Source organism: Pseudoalteromonas sp. 78C3, assembly GCF_002836695.1.
In the GTDB taxonomy this organism is placed as follows: domain Bacteria; phylum Pseudomonadota; class Gammaproteobacteria; order Enterobacterales; family Alteromonadaceae; genus Pseudoalteromonas; species Pseudoalteromonas arctica.
Genome location: NZ_PJAV01000127.1, coordinates 21,864 through 47,535 on the forward strand (window position 1 = coordinate 21,864; position 25,672 = coordinate 47,535).

Consider the following 25,672-nt stretch of genomic DNA (forward strand, 5'->3'; position numbering starts at 1 on the left):
CTTGAGATAGATTTATTATTCGCAGTTTAGGTGAATCGCAGCGTTTATATAACAAACAACCCCGTGTTATGCATTTTGTAGGATTAACCCCGGCCGTTTAATTTGATATAATTATGGCTCTTTAACTAATTTTATAAGGTATGCGGGTGGTAAACCTAGGTCAGTTGTTTGGCGAGCTAAAAACGTGCTTGAAAAAAGATCAATTCATTTTCAAAAAACGCTTACATGGCGTAAAAAAAATAACGGATGAAAACAAGCATGCCAACGCGCTTGAAAAAATAGCGGCTGATATAACCCGTAGCCAAGAATTACGTGATAAACGCTTAGCGGGCCTTCCTAAAGTGACTTACCCTGAGCAATTGCCAGTAAGTCAAAAAAAGGAAACAATTAAAGACGCCATTGCAAATAACCAAGTGGTTATTATTGCAGGTGAGACGGGCTCAGGTAAAACAACTCAAATACCTAAAATGTGTTTAGAGCTTGGCCGTGGTGTTGATGGCTTAATAGGCCATACTCAACCACGCCGATTAGCAGCGCGAACGGTGGCTAACCGTATTGCTGAAGAAATGAAGTGCGAACTTGGTCAGCAAGTCGGTTTTAAAATCCGTTTTAGCGATCAGGTTTCTAATAATACGTACGTTAAACTAATGACTGACGGTATTTTACTGGCAGAAATTCAGCAAGATCGATTTTTAAACCAATACGACACCATAATTATAGATGAAGCGCACGAGCGTAGTTTAAACATCGACTTTATTTTGGGTTACTTAAAAAACCTACTTCCAAAACGTCCCGATTTAAAAATAATAATTACGTCTGCAACCATCGATCCTGAGCGCTTTTCAAAGCATTTTGATGATGCGCCCATTATAGAAGTATCGGGTCGTACTTTCCCTGTTGATGTGCGTTACAACCCAACGGCCGATATTAATAAAGAAGATATGGAAGCCGAGGGCGATCAGCTACAAGGTATTTTTGATGCTGTTGACGAACTGTGCGCGGAAGGTCCTGGTGACATACTGATATTTTTAAACGGTGAGCGTGAAATACGCGATACCGCTGATGCACTTAGCAAGCGTAATTTAAAACACACAGATGTATTGCCACTTTACTCGCGCTTATCTAACGCAGAGCAAAACCGTATATTTGCGCCACATTCTCGTCGTCATATTATTTTATCGACCAACGTAGCCGAAACGTCACTAACTGTGCCGGGTATTCGTTATGTCATAGACCCAGGTACTGCGCGTATAAGCCGCTACAGTTATCGTACAAAAGTTCAGCGCCTGCCAATAGAACCTATATCGCAAGCAAGTGCTAATCAGCGTATGGGTCGTTGTGGACGTGTTGAAGCGGGTATTTGTATTCGCTTGTACTCTGAGGATGATTTTTTATCGCGCCCAGAGTTTACCGACCCTGAAATACTGCGTACTAATCTTGCCTCAGTTATTTTGCAAATGTTGGCACTCGGGCTTGGTGATATGGCGCAATTTCCGTTTGTGCAAGCGCCAGATAGCCGTAATATAAGTGATGGTTTATCGTTATTAGAAGAACTACAAGCAGTAAAACCAGACAAACGTGATAGTAAAACGAGTTTAACCGCTTCAGGTAGAGAACTCAGCCGATTACCGGTAGACCCTCGTTTAGCTAAAATGGTGCTCACAGCTCACAAACTTGGCGCATTGCGTGAAGTGATTGTTATTGTGGCGGCGTTGTCGATTCAAGATCCACGCGAACGCCCGCAAGAAAAACGTGCTGCAGCCAATGAAAAACACGGTCGCTTTGACGACCCAGATTCAGACTTTATCGCTTTTTTGAACTTATGGAATTACTTAGAAGAGCAGCAAAGCGAGCTGACTAACGGCCAGTTTAGAAAGCTGTGTCAAAAAGATTTCCTAGCCTATATGCGCCTGCGTGAGTGGCAAGATATTGTTTATCAAATAAGTACTGTGTGTAACGAAATGGGCATGAAAGCAACCAGCCAAGCGGCTGATGGCGAACTTGTTCATAAAGCGTTATTAAGCGGAATGCTGAGCCATATTGGCTTTAAAGATGAGAAGCAAATATACAAAGGTGCACGTAATAGTCAGTTTCATATTTTTCCGGGTTCAGGTTTATTTAAAAAGAGCCCTAAATGGATCATGTCAGCGGAGCTGGTAGAAACCAGTAAATTATATGCCCGCACAAATGCAAAAATAGACATTAACTGGGTAGAACCATTAGCGCAGCATTTAGTAAAACGTAGCTATACAGAGCCACACTGGGAGAAAAAACCAGGTGCGGTAATCGCGTTTGAGCAGCAAACTTTGTACGGCTTACTTGTCGTAAATAAACGCCGCTGTGTTTATAGCAACATAGACCCTAAAGTGAGCCGAGAGCTTTTTGTGCGCACTGCATTAGTTGAGCAAGAGCTGGGCTTAAACGAGGGCTTTTTAGCATTTAACAGTGAGCTTATTGAAGATATTCAAGTTCTGGAAAATAAGTCGCGTCGTCGTGATATTTTAGTTGATGAGCAAACGTTATTTGAGTTTTACGATAAAAAAATACCCAAAGAAATTAATAACCGCGCTGCATTTTTAAAATGGTATAAAACACAAAAACAACAAAATAAACATTACTTACACATGACCCGTGAAGAGTTAATGCAGCATGGTGCAAGTAATATCACTGAGTTTGACTACCCTGACACATGGCAGCAAGACAATATTATATTACCGCTTGCTTATCATTTTGACCCAGGACAAGCGGTTGATGGTGTTGCGGTGCAAATACCGGTAGCACTGTTGAATCAAGTACAAGAGAGTGGTTTTGACTGGCATATACCTGCATTTAGACATGAGCTAATAAGTGGGCTTATAAAGTCATTGCCTAAATCGCTTCGCCGTAATTTTGTGCCAGCACCAAATTACGCAGATGCAGTACTTGCAGCTATTGAGCCAATGCAAGGTAGCTTAATTGATGCTTTAGCTACGCGCTTATTAAGAATGACAGGTGTGAGAGTTGATATGGAGGCGTGGGATTTAACCGCGCTTGCACCGCATTTACGATTGCAGTTTGAAGTACGTGATGAACACGATAAGTTACTTGCTCGTGGACTTGATTTAGCCAAACTTAAAGCAGAGCTGCAAGGTGAAGTAACCGAAACACTGTCTAAAGTAGCCGATAAAGGCATTGAAAAATCAGACCTAACACAATGGGATTTTGGTGAACTGCCAGCTTCATATGTTAAAAAACAAGGTCAATACGAAATAAAAGCATACCCTGCGCTGGTGGATAAAAAATCAGCCGCTGCAGTGGAGCTTTTTGATAGTGAAGCAAAAGCGCAGCAAGCGCATCAACAAGGTTTGCGCCGTTTAGTATTGTTAAATGTGCCGTCGCCAATTAAGTACTTACAACAAAACTTACCGAATAAGGCAAAGCTGGGTTTGTACTTTAACCCATTTGGTAAAATAGCTGATTTAATTGATGACTGTATCGCCGCAGGTGTTGATAGCTTATTAGTGAAACACGGCGATATACGCGATGAAAAAGCATTTGAAACAGCTAAAGAGCAAATACGAGGTGAGCTCGGTGACGCCGTTGTATCGATTGCAACGCAAGTTGAGCAAGTATTAAGTATTGCGCACGCACTGCATAAAAAAATGAAAGGGCGCGTTGATTTAACCATGATAACTGCGCATGGCGATATAAAATCACAGCTTGAGTCACTTATATTTAAAGGTTTTGTGGGCGCGCATGGCGCAGATAAAATAACGGATTTAATTCGTTATTTAAAAGCGATTCAAAAACGTTTAGAGAAGCTGCCTGTGGATCCAAATCGTGATAGGTTATGCGTACTAGAGTTGGATAAAGTTGCTCAAGAGTACAAAAAAGTAGTTAATAAAACGCCTAAAGGCTTGCCTATTCCACAAGAAGTAACCGCTATTTTTTGGATGCAACAAGAGCTTAGAGTGTCGTTATTTGCTCAAACGCTTGGAACTCCTTACCCAATTTCGGCTAAGCGAGTACTTAATGCGATAAAAGAGATAGAATAAAACTTGCATTTTCTATTAAGCTTAGTACCTTAATAGGAGGATTTATTTTTGTTTTGAAAAGGAAGTGACATAGTTATGTCCTCATCGATTGAACATAAAACAAAGCGACTTTTAGTGGTAGACGACGAGTATTTTAATTTTGAAATGCTCAAAGCAGCACTCGCGTCGAAATTTGATGTTAGTTATGCAGATTCAGGGCAAAGCTGTCTTGCATCGGCAATTGCGAGTCCGCCAGATATAATTTTGCTTGATGTTTGTATGCCTGGTCTTGATGGTTATGATACATGCCGAATGCTAAAACACACACCTGAAACAAAAAATATTCCTGTTGTTATGGTATCGGGCCTAGAGTCTCCATCTGAAAAACAAGCAGGGTTTGACGCTGGTTGTAACGCATATGTTGTAAAGCCATTTTCAGTGGGTGCTTTGTTGGAAGAAATTAACACGGTTTTTTAGAGGTAACGTATGTTTACTGATGATAAGCGAAATTTTAGACGCATGCAGATCAATACACCTGCAAATTTAACAACGATAGAACCAATAGCGGGTTTAAGTTTTGCCGCAGAGTGCGTGGATTTAAGTGCAACAGGTTTATCAATTCATTTAGATGAATTACTTGAACCTAATACATTACTGACGGTGAACATTGATTCGACTCACCCAAGTATTGCGCCTTTAAATGCAACAGCAAAAGTAATACGTGCCAGCAAAGAAGATGATGGCACGGTAACAGCAGGTCTTGAAATCATTCAGTTTAACTAACTTGAATCCAGTTAAACTCAATAGTAGATATTAAAAAACCTTACAGATTAAGCCTTTTAAGTAAAAGCCTTCAGGGTAGCTGCCAGCAATTGGGTGATCAGCTGCCTGGTTTAATCGCTCCATTATAAGTAGGTCTTTACCTGCATCAAGTGCTGCATCGGCTACTACTTTTTGAAATAAGTTTTGTTCCATTAAACCAGAGCATGAGAACGTTAGTAATGTTCCACCTGGTTTTAGTATTTGCATGGCAATCATATTGATATCTTTATAACCACGACACGCACCGGTTAGCTGCGCTTTATTATCAGCAAACTTTGGTGGGTCCATTACGATGGTATCAAACTGTCTACCTTCGTCGCGGTATTGGCGTAGTAACTTAAATACATCCTGCTTAACAAAACTTACTTTATTTAAATCTAAGTTATTATGTTCAACATTACGTTTTGCTGTATCTAAAGCGGGTTGAGATACATCTACGTTAGTTACATGCTCACATCCACCACGCAGGGCGTACAACGAAAATGTACCTGTATAACTAAAACAGTTAAGTACCGTTTTACCCTTTGAGAAGCGCTCAAGTGCGGCGCGGCTATCGCGTTGGTCTAAATAAAAGCCCGTTTTATGTCCATCAATTATATCGACTTCAATTTTAAAACCGTTTTCCTCAATAAGTACCGGCTGTGTTGGTTCATTACCCCAAAGAGCGCCTTTTATTGGCTCTAAGCCTTCTTTAGTGCGTACTTCTACGTCTGAGCGCTCGTATATGCTAGAGCCTGGGAAAATAGACATCAACGCGCCAACAATCTCGCCTTTATGACGCTCGGCACCCGCACTTAGTAGCTGACACACTAACACGTTATCAAACTTATCGATTGTAACGCCTGGTAAGTAGTCAGACTCCGCAGCACATAATCTAAAGCCTGTGAGCCCGCCTTCTTCAATTACTTGGCTACGTGCTTCTAATGAGCGGCGTAAACGGCGTTCAAAAAAGTTTTGATCGATGACTTCTTTTTCGTCAAAGCTCCAAACACGTGCGCGAATTTGTGAGTGAGGGCTGTAAGCAGCAGTTGCTAAAAACTTACCTTCGCTATCGTGAATCGTTACTGTGTCGCCTAATCCAGGTTTACCTTTAATTTTTTTGATGGCTTTTGAAAATAACCAAGGGTGTTTTCTTTTTAATGATTTATCGCGACCAGCTTGTAGGTAAACGGCAGATGACATAAGGCTTCTCAGTAGTAATAAATAAGCGCTGTATTTTAGTCAAGCAAGGAGCAACATACAATGAATGTTTTGCAAGGTGGGCATAAAGCACGGTAAAGTACGGATAATTTATCGATTCATTAGCTTTTGGAACCTAATAGTGTCTGACGCCGTTTTAAGCCCCGATTTAAAAATACTTAATTCACAATGTAGAGAATTTATAACCTCTTTAGTGCATGCCGATGTAGCTCACGATATTACCCATATAGAACGAGTGGTGCGCGTTGCAATACAGCTATGTAATGCGGAGCAAGCAAACATGTCAGTTGTATTACCTGCAGCGTGGATGCATGACTGTGTGGCGGTGGCTAAAAATCATCCTGATCGTGCAAAAGCCTCTACTATGGCAGCCGATAAGGCATTGGAATTTTTAAAATCTATTAATTATGACGAGTCACTTTTTGATGAGATTCATCATGCCATTGCCGCTCATAGTTTCAGCGCAAATATAAAAATTAAAACAGTTGAAGCGCAAATAGTACAAGATGCTGACAGAATGGATGCATTGGGCGCTATTGGAGTGAGTCGATGCATGAAAGTAGGCGGATCAATTTCTCGGTTATTGTATAACCCAGAAGACCCTTTTTGTATTGAACGCGAGGCTGATGATAAAACATACACGCTTGATCACTTTTTTATAAAGTTATTACATATTGCCGATAGCATGAATACGCCATCAGCTAAAGCAGAAGCGAATAGACGTACAAGGTATATGCATGACTTTTTAGAGCAATTAAAGTCAGAAATAGGTGAGTAACGTGAATAATACAAGCATACCTAAATTATCTGGGATTGATCATTGCCATTTAAATGTTGATAACTTGGTTGATGCCGTTAAGTGGTATGAGCGTGTTTTAGGTTTTAGTGTAGTACCCGAGCTTGCCTTTTGGGATGAGGACGGACGCGGCCCTTTAACACTTGAAGATACTAGTTCAACAACTCGTTTAGCACTTTTTGAAGGTGAGGGGCGTAGTAAAGGGATTGCATTTTTGGCCTCAGGGGATCAATTTATTCAATGGCGTAATCATCTTGAGGGTTTAAATATAAAAGTAGTTTTAGCAGATCATGGTGTAACGTTTTCTATGTACTTTAAAGATGAAAGCGGTAATAGCCATGAAATTACCTCACATGACTATCGTTATATAAAGTCTTACTATCCAAATGTTGAGCTTGGCTCTCACAGCGCTAAAAAGAATTAGCTTTCTTGATTTGAATTTTTTATAGCAAGGATATCGTCTAATTTTTTCACAAATAGTTCGATTAGAGCGGGATCAAAATGAGCTCCTGCTTGCTCTTGCATATGTAAAACTGTTTTCTCTACACTCCATGCCTCTTTATAAGGGCGTTTTGAAGTCAGAGCATCAAAAACGTCAGCAACGGCAACAATTCTACCTTCAATTGATATTTCTTCGCCTTTGATCCCGTTAGGATAGCCTGAACCATCCCATTTTTCGTGGTGTTCAATAGCAAGTTTATGAGCGAGTTGTAATAATGGCGATGAAGAATTTGCTAATATTTGTGCACCAATTATGGCGTGTTTCTTCATATGCTCAAACTCTTCAAAAGTTAACTTTCCTGGCTTGAGTAAGATAGCATCAGGGATACCTATTTTCCCAACATCGTGCATTGGGGCGGCTTGGCGTAAAAGCTCTGCACTTTGCTCATCCATACCTAGCGCTAATGCTAATACTTTGCTGTATTGGCTCATACGCACTATATGTTCGCCAGTGTCAGTATCTTTATATTCAGCAGCACGGCCTAGACGTTGTACTAAATCTACATGTGCTTGTTTTAATTGCTCAGCTTGCACTAGCGATAAGTGAGTTTTAACTCTAGCTCTTACAATAGCAGGGCTTATTGGCTTAGTAATATAATCTACAGCACCAAGTTCAAAACCTTTAAATTCATCATTTTCGTCCCCCAAAGCTGTCACAAAAATAATGGGGATATGAGACGTTTTAGGATTGTTTTTTACCCGCTGGCAGACTTCAAACCCATTCATATCTGGCATCATTATGTCTAGCAAAATTAGCTTTGGTAGTTCTTTTTCAAGTAGTGCCAATGCGGCATCACCCGATTTAGCAAACGACATACGATATTGATTACCTAACACTTCGCGCATTACTTTTAGATTTGCAGGCTCATCGTCAACAATTAATACTCGTGGCCTATCTGTTGTAAAATCCATTAATTAATACTCATTGTTTGTTAGTTTTTCAAGTAAGGTTTCTAGTATTACGTGTGCTTTATCAAAATCAAATTCATCAAAGGCCTCGGCTATATCATCAACTTCATTTTTATAGATTGAAGGTATGCCGCGTTGCAGTTTTGCTAGTAGCTCATCATTTAGCTCTGCGTTTTGTGCATCTTGATTAAGCGTCTTACACAGTGACTTAATTTCATCAATTGATAGCGTGTCAGAACTATTATCTTCAGGCTTACTACTTGGCTTATCGCAAGTATTAGATGACAGCAGTTGTGAGATGACAAGTAGCTCGTTTTTTATATCGTCTAAAGTACTAATAACTTTAGCGTCACTTTGTTTTTGCTCTAAATCGGTTAATAACTTCATTAATGTTATTAGGCCTAAGTTACCAGCAACACCTTTAAGTGTGTGAATGGTGCTATCGACATCTTTTATATTTGATAATTTATCACTGAATAATGTTTCGAACCGTTTATTACTGTCACTAATAAATTTAGTAATCTCTGTAAGTTGCTTACATTTAGAACCCCAAAGAGCTAACCCTTTTTCAAAATCTATATGCTGCGCTTTAGGATCGCTTTGCGATATAACCATTTCTTTTGCAATACCAAGACCAAGCACTTGTGCTATTTCTTGGTTTAGCTGATTTATATCGACGGGTTTATTTGCAAAGCCATTCATGCCTGCTTTTTTAGCCGTAAGCTTATCTTGTTGTAATACACTGGCTGTGAGCGCGATAATTGGCGTGTATTTAATTTGTCTTTGATTTTCTATTGCTCTTATTTTTTGTGTTGCCTCTATGCCATCACACAATGGCATATGTATATCCATTAAAATGACATCAAAGTCTTGTTCTTCAAATACTTTAATCGCTTCAAGTCCGTTAGATGCCTTGGTAACTGCATGCTGATCGCGTGACAGGAGTAAAGAAAGTAGTTCTGTATTTTGCTCGATATCGTCAACTACTAACACCCTAAGTGCAGGCAGTTGTGTGTGTAGACCATCAAAATGATCTATTTTAGTTTCGTCACCTAAAGTAAGCGGCAATGAAAAGTAAAAGCAGGTGCCTTTACCTAGTTCACTTACTAAGTTTATTGTTCCGCCCATAAGCTCTACAAGTTGTTTGCTTATGGTAGTACCAAGACCTGTACCACCAAAACGGCGAGTAGTAGTACCATCGGCTTGTTCGAAAGGTTGAAACACTGCTTGAATACGATCTTTTGCAATACCAATACCGGTATCTTGCACTTCAAAAAACAGATGCTGATTTTGTGTTATAGCAACAGTTACGGTAACAGAGCCTTTTTCGGTAAACTTAATAGCATTACCAATTAAATTAGTAAGTACTTGCCTGAGTCGATCTGGGTCACCGTAATAAGTAGCACTTACTGATTCTTTAATATGAAGTTTAAGTTCTAAATCTTTCTTTTTAGCTTCTAACCAAAAAGTAGAAATAATACTGTCTATTACTGGCTTTAAACTAAAGTGTATTGGCTCAATAGTGAGCTTACCACGCTCTAATTTTGCGGAATCGAGAATTTCATTTAATAATCTAAGTAATGAACGCGCTGCATTATTTACGGTCACTAAATGTTTTTGTTGTTCTTGATCAAGTGGAGTATCCATTAATAAGTCGCTGAAACCTATTATAGAATTCATTGGGGTGCGTATTTCATGGCTCATATTAGCCATAAAAGATTGCTTTGCATAAGCAGCTTCTTCAGCTTTAAATTTAGCTTGCTCTAGTTTTTCTTCATATTCTTTGCGTTCTGTAATATCAACTAAAACACCATCAATCCACTTTGCTTGGCCTTGGGTATCAAAGTCGATGCTGCCTTTATCTAAAAGCCATAAGATTTTACCGCTTCTGTGGCGAATTCTGTATTCGATTGAATACTGACGTTTCTCTTCTACGGCTTTTGTGACGGCATCTACAATAGGTTGCTGGTCTGATTTTAAAACTAGATCGTTAAATTCAATGCAATGTTCAGTAAATTCATTAGGGTTATAACCCGTTAACTCGTTGATGCTCGGGCTGATAAAAAGCATGGTCCAGTTATCATCAAATTTACACCTAAAAGCCACACCTGGCATGTTATCCATTAAAGAGCGGTATTTTTGCTCTTTTTCTTCAAGGCTTTTTTGTAAAGCTCGTTGCTCTGATAAGTCTGTTATGAAGCCTACGTATAGAGGATTTTGCCCTGGCTGATTAACTTCTCCAATCCCCAAACGAATCGGGAATAAGTGGCCATTTTTATGCTTTGCAAAAATTTCACGGTTAACACCGATTACTTTACCTAAATCAATATTTTTAGCTTTAGAAAGGTAGCTATCGTGATGCATCGCGATAGCATCATCCATTAGCATTTTAATATTATGATTTTGTACTTCATTTTCGTGCCAGCCAAAAATTTTACTGGCTGATTCGTTAAAGCTCAAAATAATGCCGGTGTGATCAATCGTTACGATTCCATCAATGGCTGTGCCTAAAATTGCGTTTAAGCGAGACTCGTCGGCTGACTTTTCTTCAAGTAACATTTTATATCTGACCATGCCATTAAGTACCGCTACTACGCTTGTAATGGCAATCGTTGCAGTTGCAACCGCGATGGCTACAAAAGTGAGCCCAGCAGAAGCATTTGCGTCGTCATATAAAAGAGGAGATGTTGCAACAAAGCGTGTAGATGCCATGCCCATATAATGCATAGCAGCAACAGCAAAGCCCAATATTATAGCGCTGATGGCTCTATTTTGTAGGTATGATAGTTTTGGAAAAAATTTTTCAAGATTAAAGCGGCTATATAACGCTATAAACGAAAGAGCGACGGCAACTAAAATTGAAAGGCCAAAGGTCAGTGGGTCATAGCGCAACATTGGGGAAAGCTCCATTGCAGCCATACCGCTGTAATGCATTGTACCAATACCAGCCCCTAGTAAGATCGAGCAAATGCTGAGCACTCTAAAGTTTCCATCACTATTTACAAGTATTGATACCGCATACTGACATGCTAATAAAGCAGGAAGAAAAGAGAGTAGTGTGATTGTTGGATCGTAGCTTATATTAGTACATAGCGAAAAAGCTAACATACCTATAAAGTGCATACTCCAAATACCAGAAGAAAATACAGTTGCTGCGGTTATATTTGCTAAACGTTGATAACGAGGGAATTTAGTCTCTTTTGCTAAATCAATGAGCTTAGTAGTAAAAAAAGCAGCAAAAATGGCTATTAATACAGACATTGAGACTAGAAGAGGGTCGTAAACCCCATTAAGTATTAGGCTTGGATCTTGGTCTGTAATGAAGAAAGCTGATAGCATAACGGCTCGAAATATAATCTTTATTTTACAAGTTTAATCTAATTTAATAATAAATGAACCGTTATTTCTAATCGCGCTATAAAGTGACGAATTTTAAGCAAGTTTATTTATTGTTTTGTTATTGAAGTAAATAAAGTGATTTAACTTTCAGTTCAAATAAAACAGACGGCTCAATCTATAGCTTATTATAATAAAGTGGATTAGGAGTTAGGTGCGACTGTATGCCTAAGAGTTTAAAATTGATGGTAATATGGATTATATAAACGGATGCTATATTTAGAGTTTAAGTCGTGTTTGAATATCAACTAAAAAAGAGTACTAGACGCAAAACAGTCGCAATAAAAGTGCATAGTCAAAAGGTAACTGTGTATGCGCCACATTTTGTCGCAAAAAAACACATTGATACTTGGTTATTTGACAAACAAGAGTGGGTTGCAGAACAATTAAAAAAACAATCGTCAATTGATGACACTAAGCAGTACCCCTTTGAATCTAAAAAAATCAGTGTTTTTTCAGAAACTATTTGTTTGAAACTGGACTCAGGCCAAGATTCCAAAGTAACCCCGTATGATGACCACTTACTTATTACAATATCTCCTCGAGTTAAAAACACTTATCAAAAGTATCGACAGCTATTAGAGACTTATTTAAAAGAGCAGCTTATTGCATACATAGAGATGCGTTTAGCGTATTTCTGTACTCAAATGGGTGAAGAGTTGCCAAATGATTTAAAAATAGGTGTTTATAAACGAAAGTGGGGGAGTTGTAATAGCAAGCGAGAACTCACTTTTAATTTACATCTTATAGGTGCTCCTTACCACGCCATAGATTATGTGATTGTTCATGAGCTTGCCCATTTAAAGTATTTAAATCATAGCAAAGCTTTTTGGCAGCGAGTAGAGGCGTTTTTCCCCGATTACAAAACATCATCTAATTGGTTAAAACAAAATGGTATGAGTTTACAGTGGGTGTTTTGATGTTACTGAATATAGGAATATAGGAATATAGGAATATAGGAATATAGGAATATAGGAATATAGGAATATAGGAATATAGGAATATAGGAATATAGGAATAGTAGAGAAGTGGTGGAGGGAGCTGGATTCGAACCAGCGAAGGCTGAGCCGTCAGATTTACAGTCTGATCCCTTTGGCCGCTCGGGAACCCCTCCACACTAATTTTATTGCATTTGGCCCCACTTAACTTAGCGGTAAGAAAAGTGGTGGAGGGAGCTGGATTCGAACCAGCGAAGGCTGAGCCGTCAGATTTACAGTCTGATCCCTTTGGCCGCTCGGGAACCCCTCCAATGCAACGGCGCTGATAATAGCAAATTGCGTATTTAAGTAAAGAAAAAAGCTAAAGAAAATTGAAATAAAGCCGATAAATATCTATCAGTTACCACAATCGGCTAAAGACTATGCAAATAGATGATTTGTTAATCACAGAGAGTCAGTTAAACAGTAGACTCAATAATAGTGTGCATGAAAATCGCCGTGGCGAATTTGCACTATTATTAGCGATGCTGTCACATGACGCACTCGACTTTAGTCAATTTCATTTACCAAAAACTGAAACAGATAATTTAGTTATAGAAGAAGAGGCGTTAAGAAAGCAATTTGGCGCAGGTCCAAAGCAACTTTTAGCCCCTGATGAATATAATATGTTGGTTGGACAATTTAATGCATCATTAATATCTCAAGAAGGAGCGCGCTGTGGTATGACAAGTATTAAGTTAAGACAATGCTTAAGCCCTGAACCACTTGCGATTAGAAATGATGATAAGCATATTTCACTTAATATAATAGATAACTGTGAGCTTGCCGTCAGAAGAAGAATTAAAAGCGAACAAACCCAACTAGCTAATCCCCCTATAGATGCAGCTGCTTTTTACGACAGCCTTAATAATGATGCAATACATCAACCACTTCAACTTATTGCTGTGTGATATATGATTGTAATAATCACCAGTTAATATATGCTTTACAACGGGTCTGCTTTATATATTTGCTAATAATTGATTTAATGAAAAAAAAGCATCCAAAAATTAAATGCAATTGCTATAATGGCGTCAAATGGTATGACATGAAATGCCATTATCATTAAACCAAGGTAATTAGGAACGTAATGAAGAAAACATTCACGCTAAATCACGAGAAAATCAAATACCCTCGTATGGTTGATGCTGCAAAGCACGAAGTGAAAAAATATTTGAAAAGAGAGCGTAATAAAACGCTACCTGAAGATGCTGACTATTGGGCATTTGACTGTAAGTTTGGTAACACAGCTGAAGATGCGCAAGTTGTGCACGTTGCTGAATTAAGTAACCAAATTGGCGAAATTGAAAAGCAAGGTTTGACCTCTTTCTACGTAGAGATTTTAGCTCGACCTGCTCAACGTCAACAGTTAGATTTAGATGATGACGAATAATACTTAACTAAATTAAGTATTCAAAGTTATAAAATGAGCCCAAGTGGCTCATTTTTTGTTTTTATGCAATAAAGATTTACTAAAAAGCATTTTTATTAGTAACCAATAAGTAGAACCCCTCTTAATTAACATTTGAATAATAAAATGTGATGCTATAGGCTGTTTTTAATTAAAAAAACAAAACATTTTTACTATGCCAATAAATTACTCTGACCATCAATTAAAACTAAGTTTAAAGAATTCTAAAGTACTTATAGTTGACGATCAGTTATTAAGCTTAATCGTATTGAAAAAAATATTATCTGAGCATTTTAATGTGACAACTGCTGGAAGTGGTGAAGAGGCGATAGAAATTTGTAATGTTGATTTACCTGATATTATCCTACTCGATATTAATATGGGTGGAATGAGTGGTATTGATACATGTTTAAAATTAAAAAATAATACTGAAACACAGGATATCCCAGTTATTTTTGTTACATCCTTTGAAAACGAAGAAGAAGAGTGCTGGGAAGCCGGAGCTGTCGATTTCATTAAAAAGCCGATTAAAAAAGAAACATTATTTAGAAGAGTTCGTGCGCATATAACGTTAAAATTACAACATGACTTACTCAATCAAAAAGTATTTCTAGATGATTTAACAAAGGTATTCAATCGTCGTTATTTTGATGCGCATTTTTCTAAAATGGAACGAAGCGCCTTACGAGAAAAAGTCGACTACGCACTATTACTCATCGATATAGACTACTTTAAGCAATACAACGATCTTTATGGTCATGTGCAAGGCGATACGGTTTTAAACCTTGTTGCACAAACTATTACTAATAGTTTGCAAAGGCCAACCGATTTTGTTGCGCGTTACGGCGGCGAAGAGTTTGTAGTTGTTCTACCGCATACAAGCACTGAAGGTGCAATTTGTGTTGCTGATAAAATTAAACAAAATGTGGTCGATTTAGGAATATTACACAGATATTCAGAATATGACTTTGTGACTATTAGTATTGGCGGTGCAACCCTACAACCGTACGTAAATAACAAAAACACCTTGCAGATCGCAGATGAAAAAATGTATGAGTCCAATATGCAAGGCCGTAACCAAGTGTGTTTTTAAGTTTAGCTAGCTAATAAATCACTTTGCCACTTAAAAACACCTTGTAGGTGATAAATATTAAATAAGATTATTTATTACACGCTATGACATTTTTTGTACTTTTTATTGCTACCACATGGGCAGTCATCATTTCTGCCCACTTTAATATCTTCAACAGGATATATAGTGCCATCTAAATAACGCCATTGAGTGTTTTCTTTAATAAACTGCGATTTTTCGTGAAGCTCACAAAATAAGTTTTGATAAAAATATTGGGCTTTAAATTCTACAGTACCGGTATCGCCATCATGGCTTGACCCAATTACATCAAGATTTATAAATCGACAGCTGTTAGCAAAATCATTGATTTCTTTAACCGGATTTTCAGCTTGTTTTTCTTTTGCGTAGGTTTGATAAACATATTCTGCATTTTTAATAACATAAGCGCTGAATCGTGAGCGCATAAGTTGTTCAGGAGAATCAGCCTGTTTAACAGATAAGTGAAGCGGCTCGCAGCAATCGGCATAATTGTGCCCACTGCTGCAAAAACATAATGTGGTATTGAGTGAAGTCATAATAATAATACAAAGTCTAAAACATTAGTTTAACAAGCTTATTGGGCGAGTGATATCTCTGTTGTTTGAGACTTTTTAGTAAAACAGTATAGTTTTGTATTCGTTTTACTTAAATCGAACGATAGATTCGTAAGTAGTTGGTTATTAACTATATCGGTCCAGGTAATTACCGCTGCAAAGTTTCCGTTATGTAATGCAGAATTTAATACATACTCTAAATTTACTAGGTGCTTTTGTCTAATAACAAGTAATTTACTTGTATCAATAGAGCATGAGTCAAGTAAAGCTTTGCTAGGTACGTGATCTGGAGCAATTAGTAACGTCCATGCATTAGAGCTATTGTATTGGTGTAATACTTTTAAAAGCTCAAAGGTCGCTGAAATTTCATCTTCAATTTGAATCAAATTCACGCAATCGCTTTGCTCATCTTGTTGGTAACTTTTAACTGTTCTTACGGTAATAGGCTGTAACATAATTTCACTCACTGGGTTTTTATACAGTATTTATATACAGTAGTTTATACAGTGCTTTCGTGCAAGCCTTTTATGCTATTTATTTGTACAGTTATTCAGCTTTTGATCATTGTTTTTATTTTTTTGATTTATAATTCTTTATTAATCAGCTTGTTATGGAATTATTTTTGAGAAGGTATTCTAAAAATAAATTTTTGAGCAGTGTCTTCATTTTGGGGTTTTATACTGTATAGGATTATCTTTGTAACCATATACAGTATTTTTTTACACTGCATACAGTACTTCTATCATGGTTAGCTTATGTGTTTTCACTCGTGCGAGGGATCATATGAGAAAACTGGAGTTGGTGGATTTGTTCGTACAAACTTGCCGCATAACATTGAGCATCTTTAAATCGCTTAGTTTCGATATGTTTGCGTATATCTGTAACCGCTGCAGTGGCAGGGGCGTACCCTTGGCTACTTGCTAAGCTTAACCAAGCTACAGCATGAAATACACTTTGTGGCACGCCTTCACCTTTCACAAAGAATAAACCTAAATAAAACTGTGCTCTATGGTTTCCCGCCATTGCAGCAAGCCGCATCCATTTTGCAGCCAATGGAGCTTGATTATTTTTTAAATAATATAGGGCTTTATTTAACGTACTTTGCTCATCTTTTTTATTATCAACGGGCACAGAGGTATTTTCGGGTTGAGTAACAAAACCTAAAATATTATCTAGCTGTTGCTCTAAGTCTTGCTCACAAGGTGTTGTTTTAAGCATATTGGTTCATTTATTATTTTAACTACTCTAACAGTTTAGTATATAGCAAGGTAAAATGTCCTGTAAAAGATAATTTTTATGTTAAAATCTCGCCACTTTTTACTATCACAAGTTTATTATGTTCGAAGCCTTATTTAAACTGAGCGAAAATAATTCAACAGTTAAACGCGAATGCGTTGCTGGCCTAACTACCTTTATAACTATGGTATACATTGTATTTGTAAACCCGGCTATGCTCGCAGAGGCTGGGATGGATCAAGGGGCTGCATTTGTAGCGACATGTATAGCAGCTGCGATAGGCTGTTTTATAATGGGTTTATGGGCTAACTATCCATTAGCATTAGCGCCTGGTATGGGACTAAATGCCTTTTTTACGTATGGTGTCGTATTAGGAATGGGTTATACCTGGCAAGCCGCGTTAGGGGCTGTATTTATGTCGGGTTGTATATTTTTGTTTTTAAGCTTATTTAAAGTCAGAGAGTGGATTATTAATGCCATACCTCTGGTGCTCAAGCGAGCAATCGCAACGGGTATAGGTGCTTTTTTAGCATTAATTGCCCTTAAAAATGCAGGCATTATCGTCTCAAGCCCGGCAACATTAGTGCAGTTGGGCGACATTACTTCTCCAGGACCGTTATTGGCTATATTAAGCTTTTTTGTAATTGCAGCGCTTTTATATCGCGATTTTAAAAGTGGCGTACTTATTAGTATCTTATTAGTGACTGGCATTGCTTTAAGTTTGGGGCTTGTTGAATATCACGGTGTTATGGCTATGCCACCATCAATAATGCCTACTTTTATGCAGCTAGATTTTGCAGCCGCTTTTGATATATCAATGATGAGTGTTATTTTTGCTTTCTTGTTTGTCGATCTTTTTGATACTTCGGGTACATTAGTTGCGGTAACTCAAAAAGCAGGTTTAGCTGATGAAAAAGGTAACATGCCTCGTTTAGGGCGCGCATTAAGTGCTGATAGCTCAGCAACAATTGCAGGTGCGATGCTAGGTACGTCTACGACTACATCGTATATAGAATCGGTTGCTGGTGTATCTGTTGGCGGACGTACTGGCTTAACAGCTGTAGTTGTAGGCATTTGCTTTTTACTAATGATGTTTTTTGCACCGCTTGCACAAATGGTACCGGCTTATGCTACGGCAGGTGCTATTTTATATGTCGCTGTTCTGATGCTGCAAAATTTAAAGTTTGTAAACTGGGATGATATGACCGATGCAATTCCTGTTACTGTGGTATTACTAATGACACCATTAACGTTTTCGATTGCGCACGGTATTGCACTTGGCTTTATATCTTATACGGCGGTTAAAGTCTTGTGTGGCAAGCAAGATCAAGTCAGTATTAGTGTTTGGATATTAACAGCCTTGTTTGTTTTCAAGTTTGCATTTTTGTCTTAATCGCTAACAAAAAACACAAAAAAGCCTGCACAAATTTTAATTTGTGCAGGCTTTTTTAATGCTTTTATAAAAGCGCTACCATTTCTTTTTAGGAGCAAACAGTATATCTAAGTCGTCTTGCTCTTCTTCTGTTTTCTTTTTAAGTGCGCTTGCATTAGAAGCTCGCAGTTCAACACTAATTGCCTCTAAGTAACCCTCAACTTCTAGCCGTTTTGTTGTTACATATTCATCAGAGTAGGTAACTGCGCTGAGTGTTGCCTGCGCTTTTTCAAAATACTGTCTTGCTGAGCCAACCATACTCGCTGAGCGGGCAGATAAGCCACGTTTTATTTGGCTTTCAATATTAATACGCAGTTGTAGTTTTTCGAGACGTTTATCTTCTAAAACAAAAACTTGGCTATCAATACGACCTTTGCTGTGTTCAGAGCGTAAAATTGAGCGTAATTTTTTAATGCCTTGAATTAGGCCTACAAGTTGTTTGTCATTACTAGGTAGCGTTAAAGCTTCATTGCTATTATCTTGAACTGGATTAGATAAGTGCGTTTTTGCTTCACTTAAGCGGCTTTTAAGTGCTTTAGATGTTTGCGAGTTAGTAACCATTGTATTTAAAGCTTCGTAAATACGGCGCTGTAATGTACGAATTAGATTTTCAGAAAGGGGGATGTTAGCACTATTCATTAGTGCCTCTTCTGTTTCTTCTATTATAGCTTTTTGTTTTGTAAGCTCTTTACGGCGTTCTGCCTCTTGTTTTTCTTTGTGTTGTTGTACAGCACTTACCCAAAGTGCAATCACAATCAATGCAACTATAAGCACTATTATAATAGAAACGATCATGGTGTAATTCTCGGATATATAACCTAATTATTTAATCTTACATTAAATATACGTTAACAGGGTAGCTTTGCGCCGATTAACTTAAAAAATATACCAAAAAATTGATAGGTTGAGCTCTTTATAAACTGCAGTAAGCCTAAGGGCTTATAAACTAAAGCTGAATAATCATCGCTACCTGAAGCATATTTATTATGCTAGCCTTGAGCTCTAATCAGATAATTGCACACCTAAAGACCTAAAGTGCTATTTTACGTAAATAACACTTGGTTTTAAGCGGTATTGCCTTTATAAATAATATGAATAATAACGTTAAAATTTGCAGCCATGAAATTACAACAACTCAGATACATCGTAGAAGTACAAAATCATAAATTAAATGTTTCAGCGACTGCTGAGAGTTTATTTACCTCGCAGCCAGGAATTTCTAAACAAGTACGCATGTTAGAAGATGAGTTGGGTGTGCAAATTTTTGGTCGCAGTGGTAAGCATTTAACGCATGTAACCGGTGCCGGCGAAGATATTATTAATATTTCTCGTGAAATACTCTCTAAAGTAGAAGGTATTAAAGCCGTTGCTAATGAGCATACGCTACCTGATCAAGGTAAGTTAAATATTGCTACAACACATACCCAAGCTCGTTATGCTTTGCCTAACGTAATTCAAGGGTTTATGAAAAAATACCCTGCGGTATCGCTTCATATGCACCAAGGTACTCCACAGCAAATATCGGATGCTGCAGCACGCGGTGATGCCGATTTTGCTATTGCAACAGAAGCACTGCATTTGTATTCAGATTTAGTTATGCTGCCTTGCTACCATTGGAATCGCAGTATTGTTGTCGCTAAAGACCATCCGTTGGCTAAAAAGGCAAATAGTTTAACCGTTGCTGATATTGCTCAATATCCACTCATTACATATGTATTTGGTTTTACGGGCCGCTCAGAGTTAGATAAAGCGTTTAGCGCACACGGGCTTGAACCACACATTGTATTTACCGCAACCGATGCTGATGTTATAAAAACATACGTACGACTGGGTTTAGGAGTTGGTGTTGTTGCTTCAATGGCGATAGATCAAGTGAGCGATACCGATTTAGTGTGTATTGATGCAAGCCACTTATTTGAAGCTAGTACGACCAAAATTGGTTTTAGAAAGGGCAGCTTTTTACGTACTTATATGTATGATTTTATCGAACGTTTTGCACCGCACTTAACTAAAGAGCGAGTAGAGCGAGCAAGCTTATTACGTAACCAAGATGACGTAGATAAGTTATTTGCAGATATAGAGTTACCCGTTAAATAATGTCACTACATTAAATGAATAATAAAAAAGCCGCCTATTTTAAAAATAGGCGGCTTTTTCTTTTTATAGCGAGCTGATTAACATTCGATAATATTAACAGCCAATCCACCGCGAGCGGTTTCTTTATATTTAGTTTTCATATCGTTACCAGTTTCAAGCATGGTTTTAATCACTTTATCAAGCGATACCTTTTGCTCGCCACTGCCACGTATAGCTAAACGTGAAGCGTTAATTGCTTTAATAGCGCCCATTGCATTACGTTCAATACACGGTACTTGTACTAAGCCACCAACAGGGTCGCACGTTAGGCCTAAATTATGTTCCATACCAATTTCTGCTGCGTTTTCTACTTGCACAACATTGCCACCAACAATTTCTGTTAATGCGCCTGCAGCCATAGAGCACGCAACGCCGACTTCACCTTGGCAACCTACTTCGGCACCCGATATAGAGGCATTCTTTTTATATAAAATACCAATAGCAGCAGCGGTTAATAAATAACGCGTGGCTATATCGCGGTCTACTTCTTTCACAAATGTGTGATAGTACATAAGCACAGCCGGTAAAATACCCGCAGCACCATTAGTTGGTGCGGTAACTACACGGCCACCTGCAGCGTTTTCTTCGTTTACGGCAAGGGCAAATAAATCAACCCAGTCCATTGCACGAAGCGGGTCGTTACTGACCTCTATATTTAGTTTTAAGTATAAGCTGGGCGCACGGCGTTTTACTTTTAAGCCGCCAGGTAAAATACCTTCGGTGCGCATACCACGGTCAATACAAGCCATCATTACTTTCCAAATATGGAACAATGTGTCTTTTACTTCGTCTTCAGTGCGCAGTGTTTTTTCGTTTTTCATCATCAAGGTAGAAACACTAAACCCAGACTCTTTACACATCTCTAGTAGTTCTTTTGCGCTACCAAATGGGAAGGGGGCTGGATTTTCTTCTCTAATATCGAGGGCTGCTTGTTTTTCGTTTTCAAACTCTTCGTCGGTAACAATGAAGCCACCGCCAATAGAGTAATATACTTTGCTGTAAATTTTTTCGCCGTTGTTTGAGGCGATAATTTCCATTGCATTAGAATGCTTAGGCAGTGTTTTACGACGATGAAAAACAATAGCACCTTGTTTTGGGAATTTGGCTTTATGTGTTTTGTTTAAATAAATAACCTGATCTTTTTCAATGGTCGCTAAAATGTCGTCGACTAAATCGGCATCAATTGTTTCAGGATCGTAACCGGCTAAACCAAGAATTACGGCTTTACCCGAGCCATGGCCAACACCTGTTTGACCAAGAGAGCCATAAAGCTCTACTTTAATATCGGTAACATTTGCTAATAATTGTTGTTCTTGTAGGTCATTAACAAATAAGCGTGATGCGCGCATTGGGCCAACGGTGTGTGATGACGAAGGGCCAATACCAATGCTAAACATATCAAATGCACTGATCATAATGTGTGTGTCTCTACTTTGTTTTATCAGCACGAAGCTGCTCTTTGAACGGTCGAGCATGATAACGTGGAATTGTGATTGTGTAACTACTAATAACGAAGATTTAAACTGGTAAGGCGAGTTGTTTTGTAAAGTTTTTTATAATGCTTGCAGTCGCACCCCAAAGTAAACCATGCGGCGTTTTAAAACCTTGCAAAATAACCGTTTTCCCAAATCGTTGAAAAGGTAAGGGTTGCCAGTTAGCTTCGTTATTTAATTCAGTAACAGAGAGCAAAAAGCTCGCTTGTACTTCATTATAGTCATTTTCCCAGGTGGTGTTTTTTTTGAGTAAACCCACATAGGGGCTAATACTAAAACCCGTTAAGGTTGAATACTCAGGTAAGTGACCTAATACATTAACGTTGCTTTGGGCAATATTTAGCTCTTCTTTTAGTTCGCGAAGTGCTGTGGTGCGAAGGGTAATGTCGCTTACTTCAAACTTGCCTCCGGGCAAACAAATCTCCCCAGGGTGATGGTGTAAATAAGTAGGGCGTTTACACAGTAAAATATGTGCATGGTTATCTATATCAATAATTGGCAGCATAACAGCGCTAGCGCGTTTTTTACGTGTGTCTTTTAACTGATTTGGCGCAGCTGTAGGGCTTAACAGAAACCGCGCCATAATGTGTTCACTATTCAAAGCGACCTACTGTTTTAATAAAGGGAGGATTTTATTTACTTTATCGTAAGTTTCTTGATATTCCAATTCGACTTTAGAATCAGCGACTATTCCGCCACCTGCCCAGCAGTAAATTTGCGCTTTGTGGCACACCAATGTGCGAATAGTGATACTCGTATCCATATTTCCACATGCACTTAAATAACCAATTGAACCACAATAAATGCTGCGGCGATGCGGTTCTAATTCTTCAATTATTTCCATCGCTCTAATTTTTGGCGCACCGGTGATTGAGCCACCCGGAAAAGCCGCTTTTAGCTGATCGACCGCTGTTTTACCTTCATCAAGTTCTGAGGTGACCGTGCTTACTAAATGATGCACTGCCGGAAAGCTTTCAATAGCAAAAAGCGAAGGGACGTGAACGCTGCCAGGTTTTGCTACTTTGCCTAAGTCGTTACGTAGTAAATCAACAATCATTACATTTTCAGCGCGATCTTTAGCTGATGCTGCGAGTATTTTCGCTTGTTGTTGATCCTCTAGTGCATCTGCTTTTCTCGGCAGTGTTCCTTTAATAGGCTTGGTTTCTACAACGTTATTGTTTACAGATATAAAGCGCTCAGGAGAAATTGATAAAATAGCTCCTTGAGGGTGATTTATAAAGCTTGAAAACGGCGCTTTATTTGCCTCACGCAGTTTAATATAAGCTGCCCAAGGGGAGCCTTCAAACTGAGCGTTAAAGCGCTGCGCTAAATTAATTTGGTAACAATCGCCACTTTTTAAATACTCCTCAATTTGGGCAAACTTTGCAGCGTATTCCGTTTCGCTCATATTTGATTGCCAGTCGCTGTTTAGGGCAAAGGACTGCGTATTAACTTGGGAGTTAGCGTGTGTATTTAAGTATTGCTCATAAAGCGCTAATCGATCGGTGTTTGGCTGCGATACATAAAACCAGCTTTGTTGCTGCTTGTCGTAAATAAGGGCATCTAAGTAAAGGCCAATAGCCATTTGGGGAAGATTAATATCTTCGATAGCACGAGTGGGGATGTTTTCAATTGTACGGCCTAGGTCGTAGCCAAAGTAGCCAAGCCAGCCGCCGTTAAAGGGTAAATCGTAATCGGCTTTTGTTTTATCAAGATGCGAAAGCTCATTATTCATAATTTCAAAGCAGTTATCACTACTTTCCATATTATTTAAAAAGCTTTTATTATTTTTTACTTCAAGGGTACTTTGCGGCTCAATGGCAATAATATCAAAACGGCTGTTTATATGATTACTATTTGCAGAATCTAATAGAATTGCATAAGGCAAATGTGAAAAATGCGCAAAAACGTCAATGCAGTTTTGTGTTATGCCTAATTTAATACAATTTTTTTTATTGTTTAGCATTTACTGCCCCTTTAAGAACTGGCTCGAAACGGGCTGGGAGGGTATCATAAGTCAAATTTTTTGGCAGCACTAAGCTGTAAAAAACAGTGCAAACCACCGTCACCGGTTTGATTTAGATTACGCGACAACGCGTAACGGTAACTTAAGGAACCACTATGAGTACAATTTGTCAGCAAGACTTTATTGATAGCATTGAAGATGCATTGCAATATATTTCGTTCTATCACCCACTTGATTTTGTTCAAGCTCTCGAAAAAGCTTACAACAAAGAACAAAGTAAAGCGGCTAAAGACGCCATTGCACAAATTTTAATTAACTCACGCATGTCGGCTGAAGGCAAGCGTCCACTTTGCCAAGATACCGGTATTATTACCTGTTTTGTTAAAGTAGGTATGGATGTTAAGTGGGATAAAACAGATTTAACCGTTCAACAAATGGTTGATGAAGGTACTCGTCGTGCATATTTGAATCCAGATAACCCTTTACGTGCATCTATTGTTGCAGACCCTGCTGGCACGCGTAAAAACACGAAAGATAATACGCCTTCGGTTGTGCATATTGATTTAGTGGCTGGTGGTAAAGTAGAAGTAATGGTTGCGGCTAAAGGCGGCGGCTCTGAAAACAAAAGTAAAATGGTTATGTTAAACCCGTCAGATGATGTTGCTGAATGGGTAGAAAAAACACTACCAACAATGGGTGCTGGTTGGTGTCCGCCAGGCATGCTAGGTATAGGTATTGGTGGTACGGCTGAAAAAGCGGCAGTAATGGCTAAAGAGTCGTTAATGGATCCGGTTGATATCCATGAACTAATGGAACGCGGCGCAGAAACGACTGAAGAAAAACTGCGTTTAGAAATTTTTGACCGTGCTAATAAATTAGGTATTGGCGCACAAGGCTTAGGCGGTTTAACAACGGTTGTTGATGTTAAAATTAAAACAGCACCAACGCATGCAGCTTCAAAACCTGTAGTAATGATCCCTAACTGTGCGGCAACTCGCCATGTACATTTTACACTTGACGGTTCTGGCCCTGCTAATTTAAAAGCACCTAAGCTAGAAGATTGGCCACAAGTAACATTTGAAGTGGGCGAAGGCACACGTCGTGTTGACTTAAATACACTGACTAAAAAAGATGTTCAAGAATGGAAAATGGGTGAAACTGTTTTACTTTCGGGCACTATTTTAACAGGTCGTGATGCAGCGCATAAACGTCTGCAAGATATGATCAATTCAGGTGAAGGTTTACCAAAAGGCGTAGACTTTGATAATAAATTTATTTATTACGTTGGACCAGTAGACGCGGTACGCGATGAAGCAGTTGGTCCTGCAGGCCCTACAACAGCTACTCGCATGGATAAATTCACCGATATGATGCTAGAAAAAACAGGCATTGTAGGCATGATTGGTAAAGCTGAACGTGGCCCTGCAACGGTTGAGTCTATTAAAGAGCATAAATCTGTTTATTTGATGGCTGTAGGCGGCGCAGCTTACTTAGTATCTAAAGCGATTAAAAAAGCACGCGTAGTTGCTTTTGAAGATTTAGGTATGGAAGCTATTTATGAATTTGAAGTAGAAGATATGCCAGTGACCGTTGCAGTAGACAGTGAAGGCGCCAATGCGCATACACAAGGCCCTGCAATCTGGAAAGCTAAAATAGAAGAGCTTGATAGCAAGCTAAAATAACGTACGTTTTGTATTTTTAAAAAGCGAGCCTAGTGCT

General features: G+C 38.6%; 22 protein-coding genes and 2 tRNA genes. 12 read left to right on the forward strand and 12 right to left on the reverse strand.

Annotated features, from left to right (window positions below):
* Positions 1-146 precede the first annotated feature (146 nt).
* The 3 genes from hrpA to CXF76_RS06505 all read left to right on the forward strand — a co-directional run bounded on the left by hrpA (position 147) and on the right by CXF76_RS06505 (position 4,796).
* Positions 147-4,034, forward strand: coding sequence for an ATP-dependent RNA helicase HrpA (gene hrpA, locus CXF76_RS06495; RefSeq protein WP_198551850.1), 3,888 nt, complete (start codon positions 147-149; stop codon positions 4,032-4,034).
* Positions 4,035-4,109: 75 nt separating this feature from the next.
* Complete coding sequence (locus tag CXF76_RS06500; RefSeq protein WP_007581064.1) at positions 4,110-4,490, forward strand: response regulator; 381 nt, start codon at positions 4,110-4,112, stop codon at positions 4,488-4,490.
* A gap of 9 nt (positions 4,491-4,499) precedes the next feature.
* Positions 4,500-4,796: a PilZ domain-containing protein gene (locus tag CXF76_RS06505; RefSeq protein WP_007581065.1), complete on the forward strand. Its 297-nt coding sequence runs from the start codon at positions 4,500-4,502 to the stop codon at positions 4,794-4,796.
* A 30-nt stretch (positions 4,797-4,826) separates the two neighbouring features.
* Here CXF76_RS06505 and CXF76_RS06510 read toward each other — a convergent pair whose 3' ends face one another.
* Entirely contained in the window at positions 4,827-6,017 is a 1,191-nt protein-coding gene (locus tag CXF76_RS06510) for a class I SAM-dependent methyltransferase (RefSeq protein WP_007581068.1), read from the reverse strand.
* A gap of 64 nt (positions 6,018-6,081) precedes the next feature.
* Here CXF76_RS06510 and CXF76_RS06515 point away from each other — a divergent pair, with 64 nt between their 5' ends.
* The gene (locus CXF76_RS06515) at positions 6,082-6,813 is read left to right on the forward strand and encodes an HD domain-containing protein (RefSeq protein ID WP_231621068.1); all 732 of its coding nucleotides are present in this window, start codon (positions 6,082-6,084) and stop codon (positions 6,811-6,813) included.
* Position 6,814: 1 nt separating this feature from the next.
* Positions 6,815-7,255 carry a VOC family protein gene (locus CXF76_RS06520; RefSeq protein WP_101163309.1) on the forward strand — a complete coding sequence of 147 codons (441 nt, stop codon included), beginning with the start codon at positions 6,815-6,817 and terminating at the stop codon, positions 7,253-7,255.
* Here CXF76_RS06520 and CXF76_RS06525 read toward each other — a convergent pair.
* Positions 7,252-8,244 (reverse strand): response regulator, encoded by a 993-nt coding sequence (locus CXF76_RS06525; RefSeq protein WP_101163310.1) that lies wholly within the window; start codon positions 8,242-8,244, stop codon positions 7,252-7,254. The genes CXF76_RS06520 and CXF76_RS06525 overlap by 4 nt on opposite strands.
* Positions 8,245-8,247: 3 nt before the next feature.
* Positions 8,248-11,580, reverse strand: a complete 3,333-nt coding sequence (locus tag CXF76_RS06530) for an MHYT domain-containing protein (RefSeq protein WP_101163311.1) — start codon at positions 11,578-11,580, stop codon at positions 8,248-8,250.
* Positions 11,581-11,924: 344 nt separating this feature from the next.
* Between CXF76_RS06530 and CXF76_RS06535 the strand changes: the two genes are divergently transcribed.
* Positions 11,925-12,557, forward strand: coding sequence for a YgjP family zinc-dependent metalloprotease (locus CXF76_RS06535; protein WP_232785105.1), 633 nt, complete (start codon positions 11,925-11,927; stop codon positions 12,555-12,557).
* A 109-nt stretch (positions 12,558-12,666) separates the two neighbouring features.
* On the opposite strand, the gene CXF76_RS06540 is transcribed toward CXF76_RS06535, so the two are convergent.
* Positions 12,667-12,751: transfer RNA gene (locus CXF76_RS06540), tRNA-Tyr, on the reverse strand.
* Between the two features lie 49 nt (positions 12,752-12,800).
* Positions 12,801-12,885 (reverse strand) — tRNA-Tyr (locus CXF76_RS06545).
* 112 nt (positions 12,886-12,997) lie between these two features.
* Between CXF76_RS06545 and CXF76_RS06550 the strand changes: the two genes are divergently transcribed.
* The 3 genes from CXF76_RS06550 (at position 12,998) to CXF76_RS06560 (ending at position 15,118) form a co-directional block, all read left to right on the forward strand.
* Positions 12,998-13,525, forward strand: coding sequence for a VC2046/SO_2500 family protein (locus tag CXF76_RS06550; protein WP_024590995.1), 528 nt, complete (start codon positions 12,998-13,000; stop codon positions 13,523-13,525).
* A 179-nt stretch (positions 13,526-13,704) separates the two neighbouring features.
* Positions 13,705-14,007, forward strand: coding sequence for a DUF6172 family protein (locus tag CXF76_RS06555; RefSeq protein ID WP_002961433.1), 303 nt, complete (start codon positions 13,705-13,707; stop codon positions 14,005-14,007).
* A 193-nt stretch (positions 14,008-14,200) separates the two neighbouring features.
* Complete coding sequence (locus CXF76_RS06560) at positions 14,201-15,118, forward strand: GGDEF domain-containing response regulator (protein WP_101163312.1); 918 nt, start codon at positions 14,201-14,203, stop codon at positions 15,116-15,118.
* A gap of 74 nt (positions 15,119-15,192) precedes the next feature.
* Here CXF76_RS06560 and CXF76_RS06565 read toward each other — a convergent pair whose 3' ends face one another.
* The 3 genes from CXF76_RS06565 to CXF76_RS06575 all read right to left on the reverse strand — a co-directional run bounded on the left by CXF76_RS06565 (position 15,193) and on the right by CXF76_RS06575 (position 16,908).
* Positions 15,193-15,672 (reverse strand): YchJ family protein, encoded by a 480-nt coding sequence (locus CXF76_RS06565; protein WP_010555087.1) that lies wholly within the window; start codon positions 15,670-15,672, stop codon positions 15,193-15,195.
* A gap of 38 nt (positions 15,673-15,710) precedes the next feature.
* Positions 15,711-16,145, reverse strand: a complete 435-nt coding sequence (locus CXF76_RS06570; RefSeq protein ID WP_007583705.1) for a SulA-like leucine-rich domain-containing protein — start codon at positions 16,143-16,145, stop codon at positions 15,711-15,713.
* A gap of 298 nt (positions 16,146-16,443) precedes the next feature.
* A complete protein-coding gene (locus CXF76_RS06575; protein WP_007583707.1) occupies positions 16,444-16,908 on the reverse strand; it encodes a tetratricopeptide repeat protein in 465 nt (154 codons plus the stop codon).
* A 118-nt stretch (positions 16,909-17,026) separates the two neighbouring features.
* Here CXF76_RS06575 and CXF76_RS06580 point away from each other — a divergent pair, with 118 nt between their 5' ends.
* Positions 17,027-18,319, forward strand: a complete 1,293-nt coding sequence (locus tag CXF76_RS06580) for an NCS2 family permease (protein WP_010555089.1) — start codon at positions 17,027-17,029, stop codon at positions 18,317-18,319.
* A 75-nt stretch (positions 18,320-18,394) separates the two neighbouring features.
* Here the strand turns inward: CXF76_RS06580 and CXF76_RS06585 are convergent, their stop codons facing one another.
* Complete coding sequence (locus CXF76_RS06585) at positions 18,395-19,153, reverse strand: hypothetical protein (protein WP_024590993.1); 759 nt, start codon at positions 19,151-19,153, stop codon at positions 18,395-18,397.
* Positions 19,154-19,477: 324 nt separating this feature from the next.
* On the opposite strand from CXF76_RS06585, the gene cysB reads away from it, so the two are divergent.
* Positions 19,478-20,455 (forward strand): HTH-type transcriptional regulator CysB, encoded by a 978-nt coding sequence (cysB, locus tag CXF76_RS06590; protein ID WP_002961670.1) that lies wholly within the window; start codon positions 19,478-19,480, stop codon positions 20,453-20,455.
* A 77-nt stretch (positions 20,456-20,532) separates the two neighbouring features.
* Here the strand turns inward: cysB and CXF76_RS06595 are convergent, their stop codons facing one another.
* The 3 genes from CXF76_RS06595 to pabB form a co-directional block, all read right to left on the reverse strand.
* The gene (locus CXF76_RS06595) at positions 20,533-21,909 is read right to left on the reverse strand and encodes an L-serine ammonia-lyase (protein ID WP_024590992.1); all 1,377 of its coding nucleotides are present in this window, start codon (positions 21,907-21,909) and stop codon (positions 20,533-20,535) included.
* A gap of 103 nt (positions 21,910-22,012) precedes the next feature.
* Positions 22,013-22,588, reverse strand: coding sequence for an NUDIX hydrolase (locus CXF76_RS06600; RefSeq protein ID WP_024590991.1), 576 nt, complete (start codon positions 22,586-22,588; stop codon positions 22,013-22,015).
* A gap of 6 nt (positions 22,589-22,594) precedes the next feature.
* Positions 22,595-23,953, reverse strand: coding sequence for an aminodeoxychorismate synthase component I (gene pabB / locus CXF76_RS06605; protein ID WP_024590990.1), 1,359 nt, complete (start codon positions 23,951-23,953; stop codon positions 22,595-22,597).
* A gap of 155 nt (positions 23,954-24,108) precedes the next feature.
* Here pabB and CXF76_RS06610 point away from each other — a divergent pair, with 155 nt between their 5' ends.
* Positions 24,109-25,635, forward strand: coding sequence for a fumarate hydratase (locus CXF76_RS06610; protein ID WP_007583843.1), 1,527 nt, complete (start codon positions 24,109-24,111; stop codon positions 25,633-25,635).
* Positions 25,636-25,672 lie beyond the last annotated feature (37 nt).

What these genes read in the sequence shown, in the direction of transcription:
- CXF76_RS06500 (WP_007581064.1), top strand. Translation starts at nt 4,110, where the DNA reads ATGTCCTCATCGATTGAACATAAAACAAAGCGACTTTTAGTGGTAGAC.
- CXF76_RS06505 (WP_007581065.1), top strand. Translation starts at nt 4,500, where the DNA reads ATGTTTACTGATGATAAGCGAAATTTTAGACGCATGCAGATCAATACA.
- CXF76_RS06510 (WP_007581068.1), bottom strand. Translation starts at nt 6,017, where the DNA reads ATGTCATCTGCCGTTTACCTACAAGCTGGTCGCGATAAATCATTAAAA.
- CXF76_RS06515 (WP_231621068.1), top strand. Translation starts at nt 6,082, where the DNA reads ATGTTTTGCAAGGTGGGCATAAAGCACGGTAAAGTACGGATAATTTAT.
- CXF76_RS06525 (WP_101163310.1), bottom strand. Translation starts at nt 8,244, where the DNA reads ATGGATTTTACAACAGATAGGCCACGAGTATTAATTGTTGACGATGAG.
- CXF76_RS06530 (WP_101163311.1), bottom strand. Translation starts at nt 11,580, where the DNA reads ATGCTATCAGCTTTCTTCATTACAGACCAAGATCCAAGCCTAATACTT.
- CXF76_RS06550 (WP_024590995.1), top strand. Translation starts at nt 12,998, where the DNA reads ATGCAAATAGATGATTTGTTAATCACAGAGAGTCAGTTAAACAGTAGA.
- CXF76_RS06555 (WP_002961433.1), top strand. Translation starts at nt 13,705, where the DNA reads ATGAAGAAAACATTCACGCTAAATCACGAGAAAATCAAATACCCTCGT.
- CXF76_RS06560 (WP_101163312.1), top strand. Translation starts at nt 14,201, where the DNA reads ATGCCAATAAATTACTCTGACCATCAATTAAAACTAAGTTTAAAGAAT.
- CXF76_RS06565 (WP_010555087.1), bottom strand. Translation starts at nt 15,672, where the DNA reads ATGACTTCACTCAATACCACATTATGTTTTTGCAGCAGTGGGCACAAT.
- CXF76_RS06570 (WP_007583705.1), bottom strand. Translation starts at nt 16,145, where the DNA reads ATGTTACAGCCTATTACCGTAAGAACAGTTAAAAGTTACCAACAAGAT.
- CXF76_RS06575 (WP_007583707.1), bottom strand. Translation starts at nt 16,908, where the DNA reads ATGCTTAAAACAACACCTTGTGAGCAAGACTTAGAGCAACAGCTAGAT.
- CXF76_RS06580 (WP_010555089.1), top strand. Translation starts at nt 17,027, where the DNA reads ATGTTCGAAGCCTTATTTAAACTGAGCGAAAATAATTCAACAGTTAAA.
- CXF76_RS06585 (WP_024590993.1), bottom strand. Translation starts at nt 19,153, where the DNA reads ATGATCGTTTCTATTATAATAGTGCTTATAGTTGCATTGATTGTGATT.
- cysB (WP_002961670.1), top strand. Translation starts at nt 19,478, where the DNA reads ATGAAATTACAACAACTCAGATACATCGTAGAAGTACAAAATCATAAA.
- CXF76_RS06595 (WP_024590992.1), bottom strand. Translation starts at nt 21,909, where the DNA reads ATGATCAGTGCATTTGATATGTTTAGCATTGGTATTGGCCCTTCGTCA.
- pabB (WP_024590990.1), bottom strand. Translation starts at nt 23,953, where the DNA reads ATGCTAAACAATAAAAAAAATTGTATTAAATTAGGCATAACACAAAAC.
- CXF76_RS06610 (WP_007583843.1), top strand. Translation starts at nt 24,109, where the DNA reads ATGAGTACAATTTGTCAGCAAGACTTTATTGATAGCATTGAAGATGCA.